The organism is Yinghuangia sp. ASG 101 (assembly GCF_021165735.1).
GTDB lineage: Bacteria > Actinomycetota > Actinomycetes > Streptomycetales > Streptomycetaceae > Yinghuangia.
The window spans coordinates 4766822-4789983 of record NZ_CP088911.1; the positions used below are offsets into that span (position 1 = coordinate 4766822).

General features: G+C 72.2%; 18 protein-coding genes, 1 tRNA gene and 1 pseudogene. 16 read left to right on the forward strand and 4 right to left on the reverse strand.

Annotated features, from left to right (window positions below; all coding sequences use genetic code 11):
• Positions 1-109: 109 nt before the first annotated feature.
• Both LO772_RS20510 and LO772_RS20515 read right to left on the reverse strand, forming a co-directional pair.
• Positions 110-475, reverse strand: a complete 366-nt coding sequence (locus LO772_RS20510; protein ID WP_231773485.1) for an FmdB family zinc ribbon protein — start codon at positions 473-475, stop codon at positions 110-112.
• Between the two features lie 298 nt (positions 476-773).
• On the reverse strand, positions 774-2261 hold the full coding sequence (locus LO772_RS20515) for a potassium/proton antiporter (protein ID WP_443089293.1): 1488 nt from the start codon (positions 2259-2261) through the stop codon (positions 774-776).
• 567 nt (positions 2262-2828) lie between these two features.
• On the opposite strand from LO772_RS20515, the gene LO772_RS20520 reads away from it, so the two are divergent.
• Positions 2829-5669 (forward strand): penicillin acylase family protein, encoded by a 2841-nt coding sequence (locus LO772_RS20520; protein ID WP_231779645.1) that lies wholly within the window; start codon positions 2829-2831, stop codon positions 5667-5669.
• Positions 5670-5752: 83 nt separating this feature from the next.
• On the opposite strand, the gene LO772_RS20525 is transcribed toward LO772_RS20520, so the two are convergent.
• A complete protein-coding gene (locus LO772_RS20525) occupies positions 5753-6421 on the reverse strand; it encodes a 5-formyltetrahydrofolate cyclo-ligase (protein WP_231773487.1) in 669 nt (222 codons plus the stop codon).
• A 112-nt stretch (positions 6422-6533) separates the two neighbouring features.
• Between LO772_RS20525 and LO772_RS20530 the strand changes: the two genes are divergently transcribed.
• From LO772_RS20530 to LO772_RS20565, 8 genes and pseudogenes are all read left to right on the forward strand, one after another.
• Positions 6534-7457 carry a UTP--glucose-1-phosphate uridylyltransferase gene (locus LO772_RS20530; protein WP_231773488.1) on the forward strand — a complete coding sequence of 308 codons (924 nt, stop codon included), beginning with the start codon at positions 6534-6536 and terminating at the stop codon, positions 7455-7457.
• The gene (glp, locus tag LO772_RS20535) at positions 7454-8671 is read left to right on the forward strand and encodes a molybdotransferase-like divisome protein Glp (protein WP_231773489.1); all 1218 of its coding nucleotides are present in this window, start codon (positions 7454-7456) and stop codon (positions 8669-8671) included. Before LO772_RS20530 ends, glp begins: the two co-directional genes overlap by 4 nt.
• Before the next feature lie 81 nt (positions 8672-8752).
• Positions 8753-9223 (forward strand): annotated as a pseudogene (gene moaC / locus LO772_RS20540) (cyclic pyranopterin monophosphate synthase MoaC); the annotation flags it as partial.
• Positions 9224-9348: 125 nt separating this feature from the next.
• Positions 9349-10020, forward strand: coding sequence for a MogA/MoaB family molybdenum cofactor biosynthesis protein (locus LO772_RS20545; protein WP_231773490.1), 672 nt, complete (start codon positions 9349-9351; stop codon positions 10018-10020).
• Positions 10017-10637, forward strand: a complete 621-nt coding sequence (locus LO772_RS20550) for a GNAT family N-acetyltransferase (RefSeq protein ID WP_231779646.1) — start codon at positions 10017-10019, stop codon at positions 10635-10637. Before LO772_RS20545 ends, LO772_RS20550 begins: the two co-directional genes overlap by 4 nt.
• 166 nt (positions 10638-10803) lie before the next feature.
• Complete coding sequence (sepX, locus tag LO772_RS20555) at positions 10804-12360, forward strand: divisome protein SepX/GlpR (RefSeq protein ID WP_231773491.1); 1557 nt, start codon at positions 10804-10806, stop codon at positions 12358-12360.
• Between the two features lie 65 nt (positions 12361-12425).
• Positions 12426-12499 (forward strand) — tRNA-Ala (locus LO772_RS20560).
• 98 nt (positions 12500-12597) lie between these two features.
• Complete coding sequence (locus tag LO772_RS20565; RefSeq protein ID WP_231773492.1) at positions 12598-13326, forward strand: SGNH/GDSL hydrolase family protein; 729 nt, start codon at positions 12598-12600, stop codon at positions 13324-13326.
• A gap of 35 nt (positions 13327-13361) precedes the next feature.
• Here the strand turns inward: LO772_RS20565 and LO772_RS20570 are convergent, their stop codons facing one another.
• Positions 13362-15122 (reverse strand): dolichyl-phosphate-mannose--protein mannosyltransferase, encoded by a 1761-nt coding sequence (locus LO772_RS20570; RefSeq protein ID WP_443089294.1) that lies wholly within the window; start codon positions 15120-15122, stop codon positions 13362-13364.
• 50 nt (positions 15123-15172) lie between these two features.
• Between LO772_RS20570 and rsmI the strand changes: the two genes are divergently transcribed.
• The 7 genes from rsmI (at position 15173) to LO772_RS20605 (ending at position 23061) form a co-directional block, all read left to right on the forward strand.
• Complete coding sequence (rsmI, locus tag LO772_RS20575; protein WP_231773493.1) at positions 15173-16039, forward strand: 16S rRNA (cytidine(1402)-2'-O)-methyltransferase; 867 nt, start codon at positions 15173-15175, stop codon at positions 16037-16039.
• Between the two features lie 224 nt (positions 16040-16263).
• Positions 16264-16644 carry a hypothetical protein gene (locus tag LO772_RS20580; protein ID WP_231773494.1) on the forward strand — a complete coding sequence of 127 codons (381 nt, stop codon included), beginning with the start codon at positions 16264-16266 and terminating at the stop codon, positions 16642-16644.
• Between the two features lie 208 nt (positions 16645-16852).
• Complete coding sequence (locus tag LO772_RS20585) at positions 16853-17758, forward strand: TatD family hydrolase (RefSeq protein WP_231773495.1); 906 nt, start codon at positions 16853-16855, stop codon at positions 17756-17758.
• A gap of 80 nt (positions 17759-17838) precedes the next feature.
• Positions 17839-19005: a resuscitation-promoting factor gene (locus LO772_RS20590; RefSeq protein ID WP_231773496.1), complete on the forward strand. Its 1167-nt coding sequence runs from the start codon at positions 17839-17841 to the stop codon at positions 19003-19005.
• Positions 19002-19868 (forward strand): 16S rRNA (adenine(1518)-N(6)/adenine(1519)-N(6))-dimethyltransferase RsmA, encoded by an 867-nt coding sequence (gene rsmA / locus LO772_RS20595; RefSeq protein ID WP_231773497.1) that lies wholly within the window; start codon positions 19002-19004, stop codon positions 19866-19868. Before LO772_RS20590 ends, rsmA begins: the two co-directional genes overlap by 4 nt.
• 70 nt (positions 19869-19938) lie before the next feature.
• The gene (locus tag LO772_RS20600) at positions 19939-20874 is read left to right on the forward strand and encodes a 4-(cytidine 5'-diphospho)-2-C-methyl-D-erythritol kinase (RefSeq protein WP_231773498.1); all 936 of its coding nucleotides are present in this window, start codon (positions 19939-19941) and stop codon (positions 20872-20874) included.
• Positions 20875-21321: 447 nt separating this feature from the next.
• On the forward strand, positions 21322-23061 hold the full coding sequence (locus tag LO772_RS20605; RefSeq protein ID WP_231779648.1) for an ABC-F family ATP-binding cassette domain-containing protein: 1740 nt from the start codon (positions 21322-21324) through the stop codon (positions 23059-23061).
• Positions 23062-23162: the final 101 nt, after the last annotated feature.

Sequence of the window (23162 nt, forward strand, 5' to 3'; positions counted from 1 at the left end):
CACGCCTTCGGGGACCGGCGCGGCCCGCGTCCCGTACGTCTCCGCGGCCGGAGCCGCTCCTGGTGTCCCGGCAGCTCCGGTCGCGTCGCTCACGTCGCCCCCGGCCGCGTCAGGAAGCCGCGCTGGTCGTGGGCGCCGGCTTCGACGACGAGGACGAACCCCCGCTGTCCGAGGAAGACGACGAAGACGAGGACGAGGTCGACGAGGAGGACGACGACGAGTCCGACGACGACGAGTCCGACGAACTCTTCCCGTTCGACCCGTTCGACGCCGCCGACGCGGACGACGAGCCGGATCCGCCGCGGCTGTCGGTGCGGTAGAAGCCGGAGCCCTTGAACACCACGCCCACGGCCGAGAACACCTTGCGCAGCCGCCCCTGGCAGGCTGGGCACTCGGTCAGCGCGTCGTCCGTGAACTTCTGGACGGCCTCCAGGCCCTCGCCGCAGGCGGTGCACTGGTATTGGTACGTCGGCACGGTCAGGTCCTCCTTCGCAAGACAGGTGCTGGCACTCTCACCTGCCGAGTGCCAATGGTGCAGTATCCACGGGGCTACGTCCACCGACGTCCGCTTCGCGGGCGCGCCCGACCGCGCGCGAAACGCCCCGTCCGAGGCCCGCGGCCTCCGGAATACCGCCCCAAAGCGGACGAACATCCCGTCCAGAACTTTTACTCCCGAACACTCACGAGTGCTCCCGGATGTGCCCGGCAGTCCGCACCGGCCGCGCCGACGCCGAGACATCCGCCACAGTCCGACCGACCGGCCCGAGGACCCGCTACTCCCCGCGCTCGCCCAGCCACCCCGCGAGCTTGCCGCCCCTGCTGACCGCCCGCAGCCGCCGTTCCGCCGCGTCGCGCACGTTCTCCGTCGTCACGACCAGCAGCTCGTCGTCGCGCTGGAGCGTCGTCGACGGCCCCGGGACGAAGCTGTCATCCCCCCGGACGACCAGCGTCACCGCGGCGCCCTTCGGCAGCCGCAACTCGCTGATCTCCACGCCGTGTATGCGCGACCCGAGAGGCACGTGCACCGACAGCAGGTGGCCGTGCAGCTTCTCCAGCGGCGCCGACTCGACGCCGAGGTCTTCCGACTGCGGTTTGCCGCCGAAGCCGACGTGCCGGGCGATCCAGGGCAGCGTCGGCCCCTGCACCACGGTGAACACCACGACCAACACGAAGGTGATGTTGAACAGCCGCTTGGCGTCGGTCACGCCCTCCACGATCGGAATGGTCGCCAGGACGATCGGCACCGCACCGCGCAGCCCGGCCCACGACAGGATGATCTGCTCGCGCCAGGGCACCCGGAACGGCAGCGTGGAGACGACCACCGACATGGGCCGCGCGAGCAGCAGCAGCACCGTGCCGATGATCAGCGCGGGCACCACGGCGCCGCCCAGTTCGTGCGGTGTGACCAGGAGGCCGAGCAGTACGAAGAGCCCGATCTGCGCGATCCAGCCCACGCCTTCCGCGAAGCCGCGCGTCGCCGCCTTGTGCTCCAGCACGGAGTTGCCGAGCACCAGCGCCGCGAGGTAGCACGCGAGGAATCCGCTGCCGTGGGCCAGCGCGCCGCACGCGTACGCGAGGACGCACAGGGCGATGACCGTGATCGGATACAGGCCCGACGCGGGCAGCGCCACATGCCGCAGCCCCCACGCGCCGAACTTCCCGATCGCGAGCCCGATGGCCGCGCCGATCCCGAGTTCGAGGACGATCTCGCCGACCACCTGGTACCAGGGGTGCGATCCGGCGTGCGCGAATGTCACGACGAGGATGACGACGGGTGCGTCGTTGAAGCCCGATTCGGCCTCCAGCATCCCGGTGAGCCGCTTGGGCAGCGGCAGCGTGCGCAGCACCGAGAAGACCGCCGCGGCGTCCGTCGACGACACGATCGCGCCCATCAGGATCGCGGTGGTCCAGTTGATGTCCAGGACGATCTTCGTGGCGCACGCGATGATCCCGACGCTCACCCCGACGCCGACGGTCGACAGCATCGCGGCGGCCGGCACCGCGGGTCTGATCTGCTGCCAATTGGTGCTGATGCCGCCCTCGGTGAGGATCAGCACCAGCGCCGCGTAGCTGAGTGTCTGGGTCAACTCCGCGTTGCTGAAGTCGATGCCGAAGCCCTCGTCGCCGATCAGCATCCCGAGGCCGAGGTAGATCAGCAGGCTGGGCATGCCCGTTCGGGTCGCGAGCCGCACCGCGACCACCGCGACGATGAGCACAAGCGCGCCGAGGGCGAGAACGGTGTTCAACTCGTCCACGGTCACGAACGGCACCTCCGGTGGTCGTCGGTCCGGCCACCTCGACGATCGGACGCGTCGTCAACAATTGGGTACGGCGACATGCCACCGGCCAGGCCGCACAGGCTTTCTGACGGGCCATTACTTTCGCCTGGCGAATATTTTACCAAAGTGAAGGATCCGTCCCGAAGTCGCCGACCCCCGGGCCGCCAAGTCCCCCGAAAACGCAGGTCGATCGTGCCACCGCCCGGTGGCCGCGTCCCGGCGTACGAGGGCGTCGGTCGCCGTGACCCACTCGGCTCTAAGGTGTCCTTGCCGCACCGATCGTGAAGGATCTTGATGCCCGCCTCGAACACGCCCGGCCCGGACCAGCCCGAGTCGTCCGTACCGGATCTCGCGGACGTTTCAGGCACCCACCCGGCGGACACCGCACCGCACGCGACCGGCGCCCCGAGCGCCACAGTGCCGCGCGCCGCGACCTCCGAGGTGCCGCCCGCCGAGACTCCGCCGGCGACCGAGCCCCAGCTTCCCCCCGGCGTGCAACACGTCGCCGAGCGCCCCGCCAAGTCGACCGCCAAGCGCCCCAAGCGCCGCATGCGCCGATTCCGCAACGCCGTCATCGCGTTCGTGGTCGTGCTCGCGGTCGTCGTCGGCGCGCTCGGCTGGTACGCGTACGACCTCAGCCGAAGGTCCTTCCCCGACCTCGACGGCCGCGTCAAGATCGCCGGCCTGGCCGGCGACGTCGAAGTGCTCCGCGACAAGAACGGCATTCCGCAGATCTACGCGGACACCCCCGAGGACCTCTTCCGCGCGCAGGGCTACGTCCAGGCCCAGGACCGCTTCTGGGAGATGGACGTACGCCGGCACATGACCGCCGGGCGCCTCTCGGAGATGTTCGGCTCGTCGCAGGTCGACAACGACATCTTCCTGCGCACCCTCGGCTGGCACCGCGTCGCCGAGCAGGAGGTCGAGAAGCTCAGCCCCGAGGCCCGCGCCTACGTCGAGGCCTACGCGGCCGGCGTCAACGCGTACATGAAGGGCCGCGACGGCGACGAAATGTCGTTCGAGTACACGCTCCTCGGCTTCGTCCGCGACGACTACAAGCCCGAGCCGTGGACCGCCGTCGACTCCGTCGCGTGGCTCAAGGCGATGGCGTGGGACCTGCGCGCGAACCTGCAGGACGAGATCGACCGCGCGCTGCTGTCGGAGAAGCTGACCGTCAATCAGATCGACGAGCTGTACCCGCCGTACCCGTACGAGCGGAACCAGCCGATCGTGACCAACGGAGCCATCGTCAAGGAGGGCAACCCGACGGTCGAGGCGTTCCGCCAGGACGCCGCGCCGACCGTGCCGTCCAAGAGCGCGTCCAAGGCCCTCACCGAACTGTCCGAGACGCTGGAGCAGTTGCCGCCGATCTTCACCGACCGGTCCTCGGGCGTCGGCTCCAACTCCTGGGTGGTGTCCGGCAGTCGCACGACCACCGGCAAACCGCTGCTGGCCAACGACCCGCACCTGTCGGCCTCGCTGCCCTCGGTCTGGTACCAAATGGGCCTGCACTGCCGCGTCGTCGGCCCGCAGTGCGCCTACGACGTCTCCGGCTACACGTTCGCCGGCATGCCCGGTGTGATAATCGGCCACAACCAGAAGATCGCGTGGGGTCTGACGAACCTGGGCGCCGACGTCACCGACCTGTACCTGGAGAAGGTCAACGACACCGGCTACCTCTACAACGGCGCCTACCAGCCGTTCGAGGACGTGCGCACCGAGGTCATCAAGGTGTCCGGCGGCGAGGACCGCACGATCACCGTGCGCTCCACCCGGCACGGCCCGATCCTGTCCGAGGCCTCCGACGAACTCGAGGACGTCGGCAAGGACGCCCCCATCCCCGACCCCGGCCCGCAGCGCGAGGACGGCTTCGCCGTCGCGCTCCGGTGGACCGCGCTCGACCCGGGCACCACGATGGAATCGGTCTTCCAACTCGACCGCGCCACCGACTGGAACACGTTCCGGGACGCGCTGCGCGGCTTCGAGGTGCCGTCGCAGAACGTCGTCTACGCCGACGTCGAGGGCAACATCGGCTACCAGGCCCCCGGCCGCATCCCGATCCGCCTCGCCGGCGACGGCCGGTGGCCCGCGTACGGCTGGGACCCGAAGTACGAGTGGGACAGCATGATCCCGTTCGACTCGCTGCCCACCAGCTACAACCCGCCGGAGGGCTACATCGTGACCGCCAACAACGCGGTCACCACGCCCACCTACCCCTACAGCCTGACCACCGACTGGGGCTACGGGGCGCGCAGCCAGCGCATCATCGACATGATCAACTCGCGGCCCAAGATCGACCCGCAGGCCATGTCCGAGATGCAGATGGACGACCGCAACCCGATCGCCGACACGCTGGTGCCGTACCTCCTGGCCGTCGAGGTCGACGACCCGTGGGTCCGCGAGGCGCAGAACCTCCTCAAGGACTGGGACGGCCGCCAGTCGTCCGACTCCAAGGCCGCCGCCTACTTCAACGGCGTGTGGCGGCAACTGCTCCTGCTCGCCTTCGGCGACAAGATGCCGTTCTCGGTGCGCGCGACCGGCGACTGCCAGCTGGACCCCACCAACGGCAAGACCAACTGCGGTGAACGCGACGACAACACGGCGCTGCCGGACGGCGGCGACCGGTGGTTCGAGGTCGTCCGCAACCTGCTGCCCGACGCTGAAAGCCCCTGGTGGAACATCTCCGACGACCCGGGGCGCATCACCACACGCGACGCGCTCCTGCTGTCGGCGATGACGTCGGCCCGCAAGGAGCTGACCGCCAAGATGGGCAAGGACATCGACAGTTGGAGCTGGGGGCGCCTGCACACCCTGGAGCTCAAGAACCAGACCCTCGGCACCGACGGCCCCGGCATCGTCAAGTGGATGCTCAACCGCGGCAAGTACGAACTCGGCGGCGGCGAAGGCCTCGTCAACGCGTCCGGCTGGAACGCGGCCCGCGGCTACGCGGTGACGACCGTGCCGTCCATGCGCATGATCGTCGACCTCGCCGACCTGGACGCGTCGCGGTGGATCAACCTCACGGGCGCGTCCGGCCACGTGTGGCACGACAACTACACCGACCAGACCGACCTGTGGAAGAAGGGCAAGACCCTGCCCTGGGCGTTCTCGCGGCCCGCGGTCGACGAGGCGGCCAAGCACACGCTCACGCTGGAGCCCGACCCGGACGAGTCCGCGGCACCCGGCGCGCCGCCCGGCGCGGACCCGGCCGCCCCCGGGGCGTCCCCGTCGCCGCCCGCGCCCTCCGAGTCGCCGACCGGGACCGGGCGCCCGACGTCCACGTCGGGGTCCACCGCGACGTCGACCGCCACCTCGTCGTCATCGTCGTCGCGGTCCGCGACCTCCACGGCGACATCCACATCCACGTCGACGTCGAGCGGTTCCGACTGACGCGCACTCCCGCCCGCCGCCGACACGCCCGCGCGCGACCGAGGACTCGTCCCCGGCCGCGCGCGGGCGTCTCGGCGCGTGGGTCAGAACCGCACCGTGCCCCCCGGCGTGACCGCGGCCCGTACGGGCCGGTCGTGCGGTTCGGCCGGCACCCGGTCCAGAAGCTCGTCGTCGTACAGCAGCACGGCGGTGAACGCGCCCGCCGCCCGCGCGAGCGCCCGGTCGTACGAACCGCCGCCGCGCCCCAGCCGCATGCCGTGCCGGTCCACCGCGAGCCCGGGCACCACCACGAGATCGGCCGCCGCCACCGCGTCCGGCCCGAGCCGCCCGCCGTCCGGCTCCCGCAGCCCGCGCCCCGCGGCGACGACGGAGCCCGGTCCGCCGTACGCCGCCCAGTCCAGGTCGTTGTCCCGCAGCAGCACCGGCAGCAGGACGCGCCGCCCGCCCTCGGCCAGCACGTCGCCCAGATCGGGCGGCCCGGGCTCGGAGCCCACCGGGAGGTACGCGGCCACCGTCCGCGCCGCCGCCAGCTCCGGAAGCGCCCGCAGCGCCGCGGCGAGCGCATGCCCGGCGTTCGCCCGTTCGGACGAAGATCTCCGCACGCGCGCGGCCACCAACCGGGCCCGCAGCGCCGCCTTGTCGGCCGCCGGTCCCTCCAACGCGGCCGGCGCGTTCGTCGTCACCGCCGCTCCCGTCGCCGCCCGCGTGGCGGCGATCCGCGGCACCTTCGACCTCGGTTCCTCACCCGTCATCGATCGCCTCCGATTCCTCTCATGGACTCCGAATCCCGCTCACAGGCGGCTTTCAGGCAAACAGCCCGCTTTCTCACATGACGTTCAGATGACCCGATTAAAGTTTTCGACCATGAACCCGGCGACCACGCCCCCGACCAGGGGCATCAGCAAAGCCGTCGTCCCCGCGGCCGGACTCGGCACCCGTTTCCTGCCCGCGACCAAGGCGACTCCCAAGGAGATGCTGCCGGTCGTCGACAAGCCGGCCATCCAGTACGTCGTCGAGGAGGCCGTCGCGGCCGGCCTGCACGACATCCTCATGGTCACCGGCCGCAACAAACGCCCCCTCGAAGACCACTTCGACCGCGCCTACGAACTCGAAGAGGCACTGTCCGCGAAGGGCGACACCGACCGCCTGCGCCGCGTCCGCGAGTCCAGCGAACTGGCCGCCATCCACTATGTCCGGCAGGGCGACCCGCGCGGCCTCGGCCACGCCGTCCTGTGCGCGCAGCCGCACGTCGGCCGCGAGCCGTTCGCCGTCCTGCTCGGCGACGACCTCATCGACCCGCGCGACCCCCTCCTCTCGCGCATGCTGGAGGTCCGCGAGGCTCTCGGCGGCAGCGTCGTGGCACTCATCGAGGTCGATCCGTCGCAGATCCACCTCTACGGCTGCGCCGCGGTCAAGCCCACCGCGCAGGGCGACGTCGTGCGCGTCACCGACCTCGTCGAGAAGCCCGAGCCGGGCACCGCCCCCAGCGCGTACGCGGTCATCGGTCGCTACCTGCTCGACCCCGAGGTGTTCCCCGTCCTGGAGGCCACCGGCCCGGGGCGCGGCGGCGAGATCCAACTGACCGACGCGCTGCGCGAACTCGCGCTGCGTGAGGCCGGCGCGGGCGGCCCGGTGCACGGCGTACTCTTCACCGGGCGCCGCTACGACACGGGAGATCGCGGGGACTACCTCCGGGCTATCGTCAGACTCGCATGCGAGCGCGAGGACCTGGGGCCGGAGTTCCGGTCCTGGCTGAGGACGTACGTCGACGAGGAGCTGCGGGAATGAAGAGCGTCGAGGAGCACCTGACCGGAATCCTCGAAACGGTAGCGCCGCTCGCGCCGCTCGAACTCCAACTGCTCGACGCGCACGGCAGCCTGCTCGTCGACGACGCGGCGGCGACCGTCGACCTGCCGGCGTTCGACAACTCCTCGATGGACGGCTACGCCGTGCGCCTGGCCGACGTCGCCGACGCCGACGAGCGCTACCCGGCCGTGCTGGAGGTCATCGCCGACATCCCGGCCGGCACCTCCTCCGACGCCACACTCGAAGCCGGCACGTGCGCCCGCATCATGACCGGCGCCCCCATCCCCGCGGGCACCGAGGCGATCGTGCCCGTCGAGTGGACCGACGCGGGCATGCCGACCGTCCGCATCACCCGCGCGCCCAAGGAGGGCCAGTACATCCGGCGGCACGGCGACGACGTGACGACGGGGCAGACCGTGCTGGAGGCCGGCACCGAGCTGGCGTCCGCGCAGATCGGCCTGCTCGCCGCGATCGGCCGCGACCGGGTGCGCGTACGCCCCAGGCCGCGCGTCGTGATCCTCTCCACCGGCAGCGAACTGGTCCCGCCCGGAAGGCCGTTGGCGGCCGGGCAGATCCGCGACTCGAACAGCTACATGCTCACCGCGGCGGCCCGGGAGGCCGGGGCCATCGCGTACCGCGTCGGCAACGTCCCGGACGACCCCAAGGTGCTGATCGACACCATCGAGGACCAGCTCATCCGCGCCGACGCCGTGGTCACCACCGGCGGGGTCAGCGCCGGAGCGTACGACGTCGTCAAGGAGGTCCTCTCCGAGCTGGGCACCGTCGCCTTCGAGAAGGTCGCGATGCAGCCGGGCATGCCGCAGGGCTTCGGCACGATCGGCCCCGACGCGACCCCAATCTTCACCCTTCCGGGCAACCCGGTCAGCGCCTTCGTGTCCTTCGAGGTGTTCGTGCGCCCCGCCCTCCAGAAGATGCGGGGCACCGCGGCGTTCGACCGCGAGACCGTGCGGGCCCGCTGCACGAAGGCGTTCGGATCCCCCGAGGGCAAACGCCAGTTCGTCCGCGCCCGGCTCACCCCCGGCACCGAGCCGGGCCGGCCCGCGACCGTCGAGCCGGTCGGCGGCCACGGCTCGCACCTGATCGGCAGCCTGGCCCTGGCGAACGCGCTGATCGTGGTGCCGGAGGGCACCGCCGAGGTGCGCAAGGGCTCGACCGTCGACGTCATGGTCCTCTGACGCCCTCCCGCTCGACCCGCGCCCGACACCGCACCCAAGTAACGTTGCCCCGTCGGCAACTCCGACACGAGAGGGAGAACGGTGCGCGGCGAGAGTCTGACCCACGTCGACGAGACGGGCGCGGCCCGCATGGTCGACGTCACGGCCAAGCAGGTCTCGGTCCGGACCGGCCGGGCGAGCGGTCGGGTGCTCGTCTCGCCGCGCGTGGTCGACCTGCTGCGCGGCGCGGGCGTGCCGAAGGGCGACGCCCTCGCGACCGCGCGGATCGCGGGCATCATGGCCGCCAAGCGCACCCCCGACCTCGTCCCGCTGTGCCACCCCATCGCGATCCACGGCGTCGCGGTGGACCTGCGCGTCGACGACGACGCCGTCGTGATCACCGCCACCGTGCGCACCGCGGACCGCACCGGCGTCGAGATGGAGGCGCTGACCGCGGTGTCGGTGGCCGCGCTGACGGTGGTCGACATGGTCAAGGCGGTCGACCCCGGCGCGGTGATCACCGACGTGCGCGTCGACGAGAAGACCGGCGGGGTGTCCGGCGACTGGAACCGCGGCGCCGCGGGAGAGGTCGTACGCTCGGACGCCGAGCGGCGCCCGGACGACAACAACGGGGACATGGGCGCGGTGGCCGGGGAGAGCCCGACCGCGCCGGTGCCAGGGGACGGAGGGCAAGACTGATGCGAGCCATGGTCATCACCGCGTCGACGCGGGCCGCGACCGGGACGTACCGCGACGAGAGCGGTCCCATCATCCAGCAGGAGCTGACCCGGCTCGGCTTCCAGGTGCGCGGCCCGGTCGTCGTCACCGACGGCGAACCGGTCGCGCAGGCGCTGCGCGACGCCGTGGCCCAGCACTTCGACGTCATCATCACGACCGGCGGCACCGGCCTGACGCCGATGGACCAGACGCCGGAGATGACCCGCCGCGTCATCACGTTCGAGATCCCCGGCATCGCGGAGGCGATCCGCCGCCACAACTTCGAGAAGGTGCCCACGTCGGTGCTGTCGCGGGGCATCGCCGGCGTCGCGGTCGTGCAGGACGCCCAGTGGGTCTACCGCTCGCTGATCGTGAACCTCCCCGGTTCGCAGGGCGGCGCGCGCGACGGCATGGAGGTCCTCGGCAAGGTCCTGTCGCACGCGGTCCAGCAGATGCAGGGCGGTGACCACGGGCAGGGCGGGTTCGGCGGCGGTCCGGCCGGCGGCTACGGCAACCAGGGCGGCGGCTACCAGGCCCCCGGCGGCTACGGCAATCAGGGCGGCTACGGGCAGCCTCAGCAAGGCGGGTTCGGCGGGGGAGGATTCGGCGGCGGGGGCGGCTACCAGGCCTCACCGCCGTGGGGCAACTCCTGATTCGCGGCTGGCCGGTGGAACTGGCGGAAGGGCGCGTCGCGCTGCGTCCCATTCGTGTGCGCGACGCCGACGCCTGGCAGGAAGTCCACACCCGCAACCGCGAATGGCTGCGCCGCTGGGAGGCGACCGTCCCACCGGGCGCCCCGGCCGGCCGCCGTCCGACGTTCCGTCAGATGGTCCGCTACCTGCGCTCCGAGGCGGCCGCGGGCCGCATGCTGCCGTTCGTGATCCTCTACGACGGCCGCCTCGTCGGGCAGTTGACCGTCTCCGGCATCACGTGGGGCTCGATGAGCTCCGCACACCTCGGCTACTGGGTCGACGAGCGGGTGGCGGGGCGCGGCGTCATGCCGACCGCGGTCGCCCTCGCGACCGACCACTGCTTCTTCCGCATCGGCCTGCACCGCATGGAAGTGTGCATCCGCCCGGAGAACGCGCCCAGCCGCCGCGTGGTCGCCAAGCTCGGTTTCCGCGAGGAGGGCCTGCGCCCGCGTTATCTGCACATCGACGGCGACTGGCGCGACCACATGGTGTACGCGCTCAACGTCGAAGAGGTGCCGGAAGGCCTTTTGCCGCGCTGGCGCGCGTACCGGGCCGCCCACGGCCTCACGGGCGGCTGACCCCGCCGCGCAACGCGATGACCTCGGATTATTGCGCCAACCAGGGGTACTTGTACGATCGCAACAGACACTTATGCCCCAGTAGTCACACACGCATCAAAGAAGATCGTGCGACACACCGCCGCACGTCCGACGCCGCGACCGCCATCCGGCTTAGCGTGTCGATGTGAGCAGCAGCGGCCTGATCTACGCAGCGATCGTGGGGGCCTGGGCTGCCTATCTGGTGCCCATGTGGCTCCGTCGGCAGGACGAGCTCAACGAGGGCCGTCACACCGAACGGTTCACCACCGCGATCCGGATCCTGTCCCGTCGCGGCGCGCTCGAACGCCGCTACGCACGGATGATCGCGAACGGCGACGACAGCCTCGCGGTCTCGTCCGTCGACCTGACCCCGCGCGACGAAAAACCGCGCGACGAACAACCGCCCCCCGACCCGGACCCCGACCCCCGCGGCGCCGAGAAGGCGCCGCCGGGGGCAGCCGCGTCCGAGACGTCCGACGCCCCCGCCCGGCGCCGCGGCGACGCCCACGCCGCCCAGGGCGCCCGCGCCCGCCAGGTACACGCGTCCGTCGACGAGGACGCGGCCCGCCCCGGCCCGCCCGCCGGGGCTTTCGAGCGTTCCCGGGCCAACACCCCGGACGACGCCCGGAGCCGGCGCCCGGGCCGCCACGACGAGCCCGGCGCGCGCCGCCACGACGCGGCGGCCGGGCGCGGCCACGCCGTCGAGTCCGGGAAGGGCCACGACACCTCCGAGCCTTCCGGCGCCGCCGAGACGCCGCAGGCCGCCCCGAACACCCCTCCCGGCTCGGACGGTTCCGCCACGAGCCGCCGGTCCGGCGACGAACCCGACACGCCGCCCGCGCGCGCCCCGCGCGGCACCGCGCCCGGGCGGCCCGCACCGCGTCCCGGCACCGCGACCGCGAAACGCCCCGCGCCCTCGGCCGCCAAGCGCTCCGACGGCCGCGCGCAACTGCTCGCGCGCCGCCGCCGCGTCGTCGTCGGCCTGTTCCTCGCGTTCACGGCGGGAGCCGTGGTCACCGGCATGGCCGGACTCGCGTGGCTGTGGCTGCCGTTGCTCCCCGGCATCGCGCTGACCGGCTACATCGCGTACCTGCGCGGGCAGGAGCGCCGCCGCTACGAGATCAACCTCCGCAACCGGCTGCGCAGCGCCCCCGCCATCCGCCCGGCGCCGCCCCGTCCGCTGCGGAAGCAGGCCGCGGACACGCGCCGCCCCGGACCGCAGGGCGGCGAAGCACCCGCCGCCCGCCGCCGCCCGACGGACGGCTCCCCGAGCGGCCCGCCGCGCCCGCCGGGGCAGTCCCGGACGAGCCCCGAACGCCCCTCGGCCCCGGCGCCGCGCGCCCGGGCCGACCGCAAGGCGGCCGAAGACCTCGACCACGCCGAGTGGATCGCCGCGCTGCACACCGACCCCGCCGACGTGATCGGCGAGACCGACCGCGACGCCTGGGACCCCGTGCCCGTCCCGCTCCCGACGTACGTGACCGCCCCGGTCGTCCCCCGAGGCGAGCCGTCGGGCGTCCCCGAGCGCGCCGACCCTGCCGGCCCCGAGCCGGACCGCGCACCGGCCCCCCGGGCCACCCCCGACGCGCCGCGCCCCACACCGCTGTTCGACCAGTACGCCGAAGACCCCCGTCGCGCTCACCCCTACCCCGACCCCGACGACCTCTTCGACCACGACTGGCCCCGCGCCGGCAACGAGTGACCCACCCCCGCCAAACAAACCCGTGCACAAGGCACTCCGCGAAGGTGGTAATCTTCTTTCTCGTTGGGGCTGTGGCGCAGTCCGGTAGCGCACCTCGTTCGCATCGAGGGGGCCAGGGGTTCAAATCCCCTCAGCTCCACAACAGGTCAGGGGCCTGATCCGAGAAATCGGGTCAGGCCCCTGAACGTTGTGCCAGCAGCAAAGTACCGCATCTACTTGGTTGGACCGCCGAGGCTTTTGCCCAGTCGCTTCAACGGGGGGGATCCCGGCCCGGACGGCAGTCTGCTGGGCTGGGCCGACCGGTTCGCGGTGCGTCTCGCGGAGGCGCGGCCCGGGCTCCGGTACGCGAATCTCGCGGTGCGCGGGAAGCTTTTGCACCAGATCGTCGAGGAGCAACTCCCGCTCGTGCTCGCGGCGCGACCCGATCTGGTGAGTTTCTGCGCGGGGGGAAACGACGTCCTGCGCCCCGGGGGCGACCCGGACAAGCTCGCCGCCGAATACGAGACGGCCGTCGCGGCGTTGCGCGGTGCGGGCGCGCACGTGATGGTGTTCACCGGGTTCGACACGCGTGAACTGGGCCTGTTGAAGCTGCTGCGCGGCAAGGTCGCGACGTACAACGAGCATCTGCGGGTGATCGCCGCGCGGTACGACTGCGTTGTCGTCGACCTGTGGGGCATGCAGGCGGTGCAGGACCGGCGCGCGTGGAGTGAGGACCGGCTGCATCTGTCGGCGTGCGGGCACGAGCGGGTCGCGCTCAACGCGGCCCGGGCGATCGGGCTGCGCACCGACGAGGACCCCGAGGCCCCGTGGCCGCCGGAGGACGAGCAGTTGAGTGCCGCCGCCGCCCGGCGCGAGCACGTCCAGTGGGCGCGCGAGCACTTGGTGCCGTGGATCGGGCGTCGCCTGCGCGGTCAGTCGTCGGGGGACGGGCTGGTGCCGAAGCGCCCGGATCTGCTGCCGTTGTAGGGCTGTTGCCGGGATGCCCCCTCACGGGGGCGGGGTCAAATCCAGGTGGTCCACCACATGCGGTCCTGCCAGTCCGACATCGGGATCGTGGTCCCGGTGTAGATCGGATAGAAGTACAGGAAGTTCCAGGCGATGAGCACGATCAGGGCGACCGCGCCCGCCGCGCCCCACGTCTTGCGCCGATGGCTCGCCCCGGGCGGTCCGAGGATCGCGCCGATCATCATGGCCACGGCGAGCGCGATGAACGGGACGAACACGACCGCGTAGAAGAGGAAGATCGTGCGGTCCTGCTTGAACATCCACGGGCCGAGTCCGGCGGCCAGTCCGCACAGGATCGCTCCGGCCCGCCAGTCGCGGCGGGCGGCCCAGCGGTAGAGCAGGTAGACGGCCGCGAAACAGCCGGCCCACCACAGGAACGGCGTGCCGATGCCGAGGACTTCCTGGGCGCACTTGTCGGCGTGGCACCCGGCCTCGCCCTGCGACTTGTTCTGGAAGTAGTACGACACCGGACGGCCGAGGACCATCCAGCTCCACGGGTTCGACTGGTAGACGTGCGGGTCGTCGAGCCCGTTGTGGAACTTCCACATCTCGCCGTGGTAATGCCACAGGCTGCGCAGGCCCTCCGGGACCCAGGTCATGTCGAACTGCGGTAGCCCGGAGATCTTGATCGGTCCGAATTTGAACGTATCCGGTGACAATCCGTCGCGGCCTTGGGCCCAGTCGCGGTTGTAGCCGCCGTCGGTGACCAGCCAGCCCGTCCACGAGCAGACGTAGACGATGAGGGCGACGACGACGATCGACAGGAGGACCGGCGCCAGGTCGCGGCGCAGGACGGCGGCGTAGACGCGCCAGCCGGCGGCACCGGCGGCGCGGCGCGTCCCGGCGTCCCAGAACAGCGTGAGGGCGACGAACAGCAGCACCACCGGGACGCCCGACCACTTGGTGCCGCAGGCCAGGCCCAGGCAGACGCCCGCGACGATGCGCCACGGCCGTAGCCCGAGGGACATGCGCAGCGCGCGCTGCGGTGAGACGGTGTCGCGGAGTTTCCGGGCGACGCCCGCCCGTGCGTCGTCGCGGTCGATCAGCAGCGCGCCGAACGCGGCGAGCACCCAGAACATCAGGACGAGGTCGAGCAGCGCCGTCCGGCTCATCACGAAGTGCAGGCCGTCGAGGGCCAGCAGCAGGCCCGCGATACAGCCGAGCAGGGTGGAGCGGAACAGGCGGCGGCCGATCCGGCACAGCATGAGGACCGAGAGCGTGCCGAGCAGCGCGACCATGAAGCGCCAGCCGAACGGGGTGACGCCGAACAGCCATTCGCCGAGGCCGATCGTCCACTTCCCGACGGGCGGGTGGACGATGTACGAACCGTCGTGGTTGAGGAACGGCCCCCAGTCGCCGTCGGCGAAGAACTTGTTGGCGCGGCCTTCCTCGCCGTGGTCGTCCCAGGTGCCCTCGTAGCCGAGCTTGATGAGGGAGAGGCCGTCCTTGGCGTAGTACGTCTCGTCGAATATCACCTCGTCCGGACGGCCGAGGTTCCAGAACCGCAGGAAACCGGCGACCAGCGTGACGAGGAGGCAGGGCAGCCAGCCGCCGCCGGTGTACGGCGACGAGTCGGTGAAGTTGGGGACGAGGCGTTCGCGCAGCGGAACCCGGGGGCGGGCGTGGAACGAGAAGCGGGCGAGCGTACGCGCCCACAAGTCTGCGTCCGCGGGCGTGGTCGTGGCGCCGCCGCCTCCCTCCGGGGAGCGTTTTTGGGTGGGGCTGTCGGTCGCCACGTCGCTCGTCACGCGAGTCATCGTATTGACCGGAACACGGTGCCGGGCCCGGGACAGGGGAGGATGGGCCCGTGGAAGACGAACTCTGCGGCGTCCTCGTGCTCGCCGGCACCCCCATCGGCGAGGTCGCCGACGCCCCTCCGCGCCTGGCCGCCGAAATGGGCTCGGCCGACGTCATCGCGGCCGAGGACACGCGTCGGCTGCGGCGACTGGCGTCGGCGCTCGGGGTGGAGATCGGCGGCCGGGTGGTCTCGTACTTCGAGGGCAACGAGGCCGCGCGTACCGGCGACCTGGTCCGCGCGCTGCGCGAGGGCTCGCGTGTGCTGTTGGTCACCGACGCGGGGATGCCGTCGGTGTCCGACCCCGGCTACCGCCTGGTCGAGGCGGCGGTCGCCGAGGGGGTGCGGGTGACCGCGGTGCCCGGGCCCTCCGCGGTGCTGACCGCGTTGGCGGTGTCTGGGCTGCCGGTCGACCGCTTCTGCTTCGAGGGATTTCTGCCGCGCAAGGCCGGCGAGCGCGCGTCGCGTCTGCGCGAGGTGGCCGGGGAGCCGCGCACGCTGGTGTTCTTCGAGGCACCGCACCGGCTGGCCGACGCGCTCGCGGCGATGGCGGAGGCGTTCGGCGGCGAGCGGCGGGCGGCGGTGTGCCGGGAGCTGACCAAGACGTACGAGGAGGTACGCCGCGGCCCGCTCGCCTCGCTGGCCTCGTGGGCCGAGGGCGGGGTGCGCGGCGAGATCACGGTCGTGGTCGAGGGCGCGCCGCCGGCCGGGCCCGCCGACCTCGGGCCGGCGGAGTTGGCCGCGCTGGTGGCCCACCGGGAGAGCGCCGGGCAGCCGCGCAAGGAGGCCATCGCGGCGGTCGCGGCCGAGTGCGGGCTCCCGAAGCGCGAGGTTTTCGACGCCGTGGTGGCCGCGAAGAAGGCGGCCTCGGGCGGCTGAATCGTGCGGGCGGAGCGGACGGCAACGTCAAGCAGAGGCAAGCTGCCGGTAGGACAATAGGAGTGTTCGGCCCAAGCACGTCCCAACTTGGTCAGTTTTGCCAATCAGACTCGCCAAAGGGACGTAACCACCGGCACACCGGGCCGTCCCCCGGGCGTTTCCTTGAGGCATGGGCCAAGGGGGCCACCGAATCGTCGGTGGCAGGCCCGCGCAAGGAGGTCGCCATGAAAAACACCTCGACTGTCGTGCATGAGGCGTACTCGTTCGTCTGCCTCGGCTGCGGCCACGGCTGGGAGCGCGCGTACGAGATCCACCACGTCACCGACCTGCGTGGGGAACAGGTCTGCCACTACTACGCGGACGGCAAGCGTGTGCCGTCGCCCTTCAGCCGCCCGCGCTGCGAGAACTGCGACGGCGAGCGCCTGCGGATCCTGCGGGCCGGCCGCGTCGCCTCGGCCACGACGCCGCCGGCCGCGGAGACCACCCGGGCCGCGCGGACGACCTCGACCGGCCCGACCACCCCGGCCGCCCCGGCCACGCAGCCGGCCGCACCGGCCGCCGCCGGCGGCTCCCGCCACTGGTACTCGGCACTGACCCGGCGCTGAGCGGGAGCCGGACGGGCGTACACCGGCTCCGAGCCCCGGAACGGGCCCGGGCGCGACGAGACGCCTTCCCGGCCGCACCTGCCCCGCGGTGGGCCGTCTTCGCGGACGACGGCGGCCCACCGCCTACGGGCCCTAGGATTTCGGCGGCGCACCCACCGGAGCGCCGCAGGCCCGAGCGGCACCGAGCACAAGGAAGCGACCAGCGACGATGGCCAAGCGCAGCCGCCGTGACGGCGGGCCCAAGGACACCACCCCGCCGCCCGCCCCGCCGTCGCTGCGCGTACCGGTCTGGGACGCGCACACGCACCTCGACCTGCAGGACGGCGACGTCGCCTCGGCGCTCGCCGCAGCCGCCTCCGTGGGCGTCTCGACGCTCGTCCAGGTCGGTATCGACGTCCCGTCCTCCCACTGGGCCGCGCAGGCCGCCCTGGACGACCCGCGCGTCCACGCCACCGCCGCGCTGCACCCCAACGAAGCACCCCGCCTCGTGCACGGCGACCCCGACGGCTGGTCCGGGCAGCGCCGCGAGCCGGGCGGGACGGCCGCACTCGACGCCGCGCTCGCCGAGATCGACGCACTCGCGGGACTGCCGCAGGTGCGCGGCGTCGGGGAGACCGGCCTCGACTACTTCCGCACCGGCCCCGAGGGCGCCGACGCGCAACAGGAGTCGTTCCGGCGGCACATCGCGATCGCCAAGCGGCACGGCAAGCCGCTCGTGATCCACGACCGCGACGCCCACGACGACGTGTTGCGCATCCTGGCCGAGGAAGGCGCTCCGGACACCGTGGTGTTCCACTGCTTCTCGGGCGACGCGGAGATGGCGAAAACCTGCGCCGACCTCGGCTACGTCATGTCGTTTGCCGGCAACGTGACGTATCCCAGCGCCGGGCGGCTGCGCGACGCGGTCGCGGTGGCGCCGCCGGAACTGCTGCTCGTCGAGACCGACGCGCCGTTCCTCACCCCGGTTCCGCACCGCGGGCGTCCCAACGCGCCGTATCTCGTGCCGCTGACGGTCCGTGCGATGGCGCAGGTCAAGGGCCTCGACGAGGACGAACTGTGCGCGGCGCTCGCGGCCAACGCCGAACGCGTATTCGGTCCACCCGAGTTGCCCTGACGGGCGGACGTCCGGCGCACCCGTCACCACTGTTACAGTCCCTGCTCGGTTGATTGCTGGCAGGTGACGGGAGCCACCCCTTGAGTCGTTCCGCCGAGCGGGGCCGTCGGCGCGGGAAAACCCCGAGGCGCGGATTCTCGCCGCGCACGCTGGTACCCCAACTGCTGGTCGTCGCCGTGCTGGTGGGAGGGACGACCGCCTTCGTCCACTACGACAAGACGGTCACCGTCGTGGTCGACGGCGAGGAGCAGAAGGTCAGGACGTTCGCGTCGAGCGTCGACGAAGTCCTCTCCCGGCAGCAGATCGACGTCGGCGAGCACGACACCGTCGCCCCGGCCAAGAACTCCGAACTCGACGACGGGGACCGCGTCGCCGTCCGCTACGGCCGCCTCCTCGACCTCACCCTCGACGGGCAGCCGCAGCAGGTGTGGGTGACCGCGACCTCCGTCGGCGAGGCGATGGACCAGCTCGGCGTGCGCACCGACGGCGCGTACCTGTCGAAGGACCGCGCCGTGCCGATCGGCCGCGCGGGCCTCGCACTCGACGTCCGCACCGAGCGCGGCATCACCTTCATGATCGACGGCGGCCAGGTCCCGCTGCGCACCAACGTCGCGACCGTCGGCGAGGCACTGACGCAGGCCGGTGTCGAGCTGGGCCCGCAGGACCGCGTCAGCGTCCCCCCGGAGACGTACCCGACCGACGGCATGACGGTGTCGATCGTGCGCGTGACCGGCACGACCGTGGTCAAGGACGAGCGGATCCCGTTCGAGACCAAGCGCGAGGACGACCCCGAGGAGTTCGAGGGCAAAGAGGTCGTCGAGACCAAGGGCGTCCCCGGGCTGCGGCGCGTGACCTGGACGTACGACACCGTCGACGGCGTCGCGCAGGAGCCGCGCAAGGTCTCGGAGGAGATCGTCCGCAAGCCGGTCACCCAGGTGATCAAGGTCGGGACCAAGGAGAAGCCGGAACCCGAGGAGGAGAAAGAGGACGACACCGGCGGCAGCGGCGACGGCCTCAACTGGGAGGCGCTCGCGCAGTGCGAGGCGGGCGGGCGGCCCAACGCCGTCGACCCGTCGGGGACGTACCACGGCCTCTACCAGTTCGACGCGCGCACCTGGCAGTCGATGGGCGGCACCGGCGTCGCGAGCACGGCCTCCGCGTCCGAGCAGACCTCCCGCGCCAAGATGCTGTTCGCGCAAAGGGGAGCGAGTCCGTGGCCGATCTGCGGAAGTAAGCTGTACTCGTGAGTGATCGTCCCCCGGGATCCGGTCTCCTCGGTCCCGCGGACATCCGCGAACTGGCCGGAGCGCTCGGCGTCCGTCCCACCAAGCAGTTCGGGCAGAACTTCGTCATCGACGCCAACACCGTGCGGCGCATCGTGCGCACCGCCGAGGTGCGCCCCGACGACACCGTGGTCGAGATCGGCCCCGGGCTCGGCTCGCTGACCCTCGCGCTCCTGGAGACCGCCGCGCGCGTCGTCGCCGTCGAGATCGACCCGGTGCTCGCACGGCACCTGCCGGCCACGGTCGCCGCGCGCCTGCCCGACCGCGCGGACCGGTTCGAGCTGGTGCACGCCGACGCGATGACGGTGACCGGGCTCCCGGGGCCGCCGCCGACCGCACTCGTCGCGAACCTTCCGTACAACGTCTCCGTCCCGGTGCTGCTGCACATGCTGCAGACCTTCCCGAGCATCGAACGCACGCTGGTGATGGTGCAGTCCGAGGTCGCGGACCGCCTCGCGGCGCGGCCCGGCGGCAAGGTCTACGGGGTGCCGTCGGTCAAGGCGGCCTGGTACGCGGACGTGCGCCGCGCGGGCGCGATCGGGCGCAACGTGTTCTGGCCGGCCCCCAACGTCGACTCGGGCCTGGTGTCCCTCGTCCGCCGCGAACCACCCGCGACCACCGCGACGCGCGAGGAGGTCTTCGCGGTCGTGGACGCGGCGTTCGCGCAGCGCCGCAAGACACTGCGCGCGGCCCTCGCCGCGTGGGCCGGGTCGCCGGCCGCCGCCGAGGACGCGTTGGCCGCGGCCGGCGTCGACCCGAAAGCACGCGGCGAAGCGCTCGACATCGAGCGGTTCGCCCGGATCGCGGAATGCCGACCCCCGGCGTGAAGCAACCGTCACGCACCGTACGATCGTCGCGGTCCCCACTCACACCCGCAGCCGAGGAGCAGCAGCGCTCGTGTCCCCTGTGACCGTCCAGGTGCCCGCGAAGGTGAACCTCCAGCTTGCCGTGGGGGCGGTTCGGCCGGACGGCTTCCACGAGCTGGTGTCGGTGTTCCACGCCGTCTCGCTCTTCGACGAGGTCACCGTGGCCCCCGCCGACGCGCTGACCGTCACCCTGGACGGGGAAGGCGCCGGAGAGGTCCCACTCGACCGGGACAACCTCGCGGCCCGCGCCGTCGAACTGCTGGCGGACCGCCTCGGGCAGTCACCGAACGTACACATCCACATCCGCAAGGGCATTCCGGTCGCGGGCGGTATGGCCGGCGGCAGTGCGGACGCCGCGGCGACGCTGCTCGCGTGCGACACGATGTGGCGCGGCAACACGCCTCGGGAGATGCTGCGCCGGCTCGGTGCCGAGCTGGGCAGCGACGTGCCGTTCAGCGACCTGGGCGGCACCGCGATCGGCACCGGCCGAGGCGAGCGGCTCGCGGCGGTCGCGTCGGTCGCGCGCTTCCACTGGGTCTTCGCGCTCGCCGACGGCGGACTGTCGACACCGGCCGTCTACCGCGAGTGCGACCGGCTGCGCGACGAGGCCGGCGACGACATTCCGGCGCCGGCACCGCGCGAGGAGCTGATCGCCGCGCTGCGCGCGGGCGACGCACCCGCACTGGGCGCCGCGATGACGAACGACCTTCAGGCCGCCGCGATTTCGCTGCGCCCGTCGCTGCGCGACACGCTGCTCGCGGGCACCGCGGCGGGGGCCGTCGGCGCCCTGGTGTCCGGATCGGGCCCGACGTGCGCGTTCCTGGCCGCCGACGAGGACGCCGCCAAATCGGTCGCGCGCTCCCTGGAGGCGTCGGGGACCTGCCGGACGACGCGGGTCGCGTACGGCCCGGTCTCCGGCGCCCGCGTCCTGCCCCGGCTGTGGAACTCCGAGTCCGGCGCGGTGTGACACGAGCGTGCCCGCGCGTGCGGGGTGGCGCGGGGGCGGCTCCGATCGCGGCACTTCGGGGCGGAGCGGTGTGACGGGGGTCTTCCCGGGCCGATGACGGTGTGCGCGGCGCGAGCCACGGCGGGTCGCGACCGGTCCGTACGGCCGCCGCGCGGGCCTGCCGGCCGAGGCCTTCACGGTGCGGCGCGGTCGCCGGGGAGTCCGCGAGGAACGCCCCCCGCGACGGGACCGCGCCGGCCCGGTCGCCGCTCGGTCACTTCTCCCATGCGATGCGCTCGGCGGCACATCACGCCCCGAGGCGCCCGCTCGGCGGCGTGGCGCCGCCCGGCCCCCGCTCCCCGGACGGGGTGTGCCCGCGGGCCCGTAGACTCTGGTGTTCCCGTCCCGCGAGAAAGTTGTGCCGTGGCGAATCTCGTCAACCTCGAATCCGTCGGCAAGGCGTACGTCATGCGTACGCTCCTCGACGCCGTGTCCCTCGGCGTCGGCGAGGGGGACCGCATCGGCGTCGTGGGCCGCAACGGCGACGGCAAGACCACGCTCATCAAGGTCATGGCACAGCGCGAGCCCGCCGACTCCGGCCGCGTGACCCACCTGTCGGGGCTGAGCCTGGGATTCCTCAGCCAACAGGACGACCTCGCGCCCGACGCGACCGTGCGGCACGAGATCGTCGGCGACCGCCCCGACCACGACTGGGCGGGGGACGCGCGCATCCGCGACGTCCTCAACGGTCTGTTCGGCGGCCTGGACATGCCGGGCTTCCCGCAGGGCATCGACACCGTCATCGGCCCGCTCTCCGGCGGCGAGCGCCGCCGGATCGCGCTCGCCAAGCTGCTCATCGGCGAGCACGACCTGATCATCCTCGACGAGCCGACGAACCACCTCGACATCGAGGGCATCTCGTGGCTCGCCCGGCACCTGAAGGCCCGCCGCTCGGCACTTGTCGTCGTCACGCACGACCGCTGGTTCCTGGACGAGGTGTGCACGCGCATGTGGGACGTGCAGGCCGGCCGTGTGCACGACTACGAGGGCGGTTACTCGGCGTACGTCCTGGCCCGGGCGGAGCGCGAGCGCATCGCGGCCTCCGAGGAGGCCAAGCGGCAGAACCTCATCCGCAAGGAGCTGGCCTGGCTGCGCCGGGGCGCCCCCGCGCGCACGTCGAAGCCGAAGTTCCGCATCGAGGCGGCCAACGAGCTGATCGCCGACGAGCCTCCCGTGCGCGACCGGCAGGAACTCATGAAGTTCGCGAACGCGCGCCTCGGCAAGACCGTCTTCGAGCTGCACGACGTCACCGTCCAGGCCGGGCCGAAGACGCTGCTGGAGCACGTGTCCTGGCACCTGGGCCCGGGCGACCGCATCGGCCTCGTCGGCGTCAACGGGGCCGGCAAGACGTCCCTCATGCGCGCGATGGCGTCCGCGGCCTTCGACGAGAAGGCCCCGGCGTCCGGCCGCCTGGTGGTCGGCAAGACCGTGCGCCTGGCGTACCTGTCCCAGGAGGTCGTCGAACTCGACCCGGCCTGGCGCGTGTTGGAGGCGGTGCAACGTGTGCGTGAGCGCGTCGACCTGGGCAAGGGACGCGAACTCACCGCCGGGCAGCTGTGCGAGCAGTTCGGCTTCACCGGCGAGAAGCAGTGGACGCCGGTCGGCGACCTGTCCGGCGGCGAGCGCCGACGCCTCCAACTGCTGCGCCTGCTCATGGACGAGCCGAACGTCCTCTTCCTGGACGAGCCGACCAACGACCTCGACATCGAGACACTGACGCAGCTCGAAGACCTGCTGGACGGCTGGCCCGGGTCGCTCGTGGTGGTCAGCCACGACCGCTACTTCGTCGAGCGCACGACCGACACCGTATGGGCGCTGCTCGGCGACCGGACGCTGCGCATGCTGCCCGGCGGCGTCGACGAGTACCTGGACCGCCGCCAAGCCGTCCTGGAGAGCGCGGCGCCTTCCGCGCCCGTGCGGCAGCGCACCGGCGACACCCGCGCTGCCAAGAAGGAACTCCAAAAGATCGAACGGCAGTTGGCGAAACTCACCGAGCGTGAGAAGAAGCTGCACGCCGGAATGGCCGAACACGCCACCGACTTCGCGAGGATCGCCGAACTCGACGCGGAACTGCGGTCCGTCGCCGCGGAGCGCGAGGACCTGGAGACGCGGTGGCTCGAACTCGCGGAACTGGCCGAAGCCGAGTAGCGCGTACACCTCGAACACGCCCGCGACCGCCGGGAGTCCATGCTCCGAACCCCGCAACTGGCGTGAAAAATAGGGCCAAAGGCCAACGCGCGGCACACCGC

Coding starts and splice junctions, on each gene's coding strand:
- LO772_RS20520 (WP_231779645.1), top strand. CDS start 2,829: ATGCGCCGATTCCGCAACGCCGTCATCGCGTTCGTGGTCGTGCTCGCG.
- LO772_RS20525 (WP_231773487.1), bottom strand. CDS start 6,421: ATGACGGGTGAGGAACCGAGGTCGAAGGTGCCGCGGATCGCCGCCACG.
- LO772_RS20530 (WP_231773488.1), top strand. CDS start 6,534: ATGAACCCGGCGACCACGCCCCCGACCAGGGGCATCAGCAAAGCCGTC.
- glp (WP_231773489.1), top strand. CDS start 7,454: ATGAAGAGCGTCGAGGAGCACCTGACCGGAATCCTCGAAACGGTAGCG.
- LO772_RS20545 (WP_231773490.1), top strand. CDS start 9,349: ATGCGAGCCATGGTCATCACCGCGTCGACGCGGGCCGCGACCGGGACG.
- LO772_RS20570 (WP_443089294.1), bottom strand. CDS start 15,122: ATGACTCGCGTGACGAGCGACGTGGCGACCGACAGCCCCACCCAAAAA.
- LO772_RS20580 (WP_231773494.1), top strand. CDS start 16,264: ATGAAAAACACCTCGACTGTCGTGCATGAGGCGTACTCGTTCGTCTGC.
- LO772_RS20585 (WP_231773495.1), top strand. CDS start 16,853: ATGGCCAAGCGCAGCCGCCGTGACGGCGGGCCCAAGGACACCACCCCG.
- LO772_RS20605 (WP_231779648.1), top strand. CDS start 21,322: ATGCGTACGCTCCTCGACGCCGTGTCCCTCGGCGTCGGCGAGGGGGAC.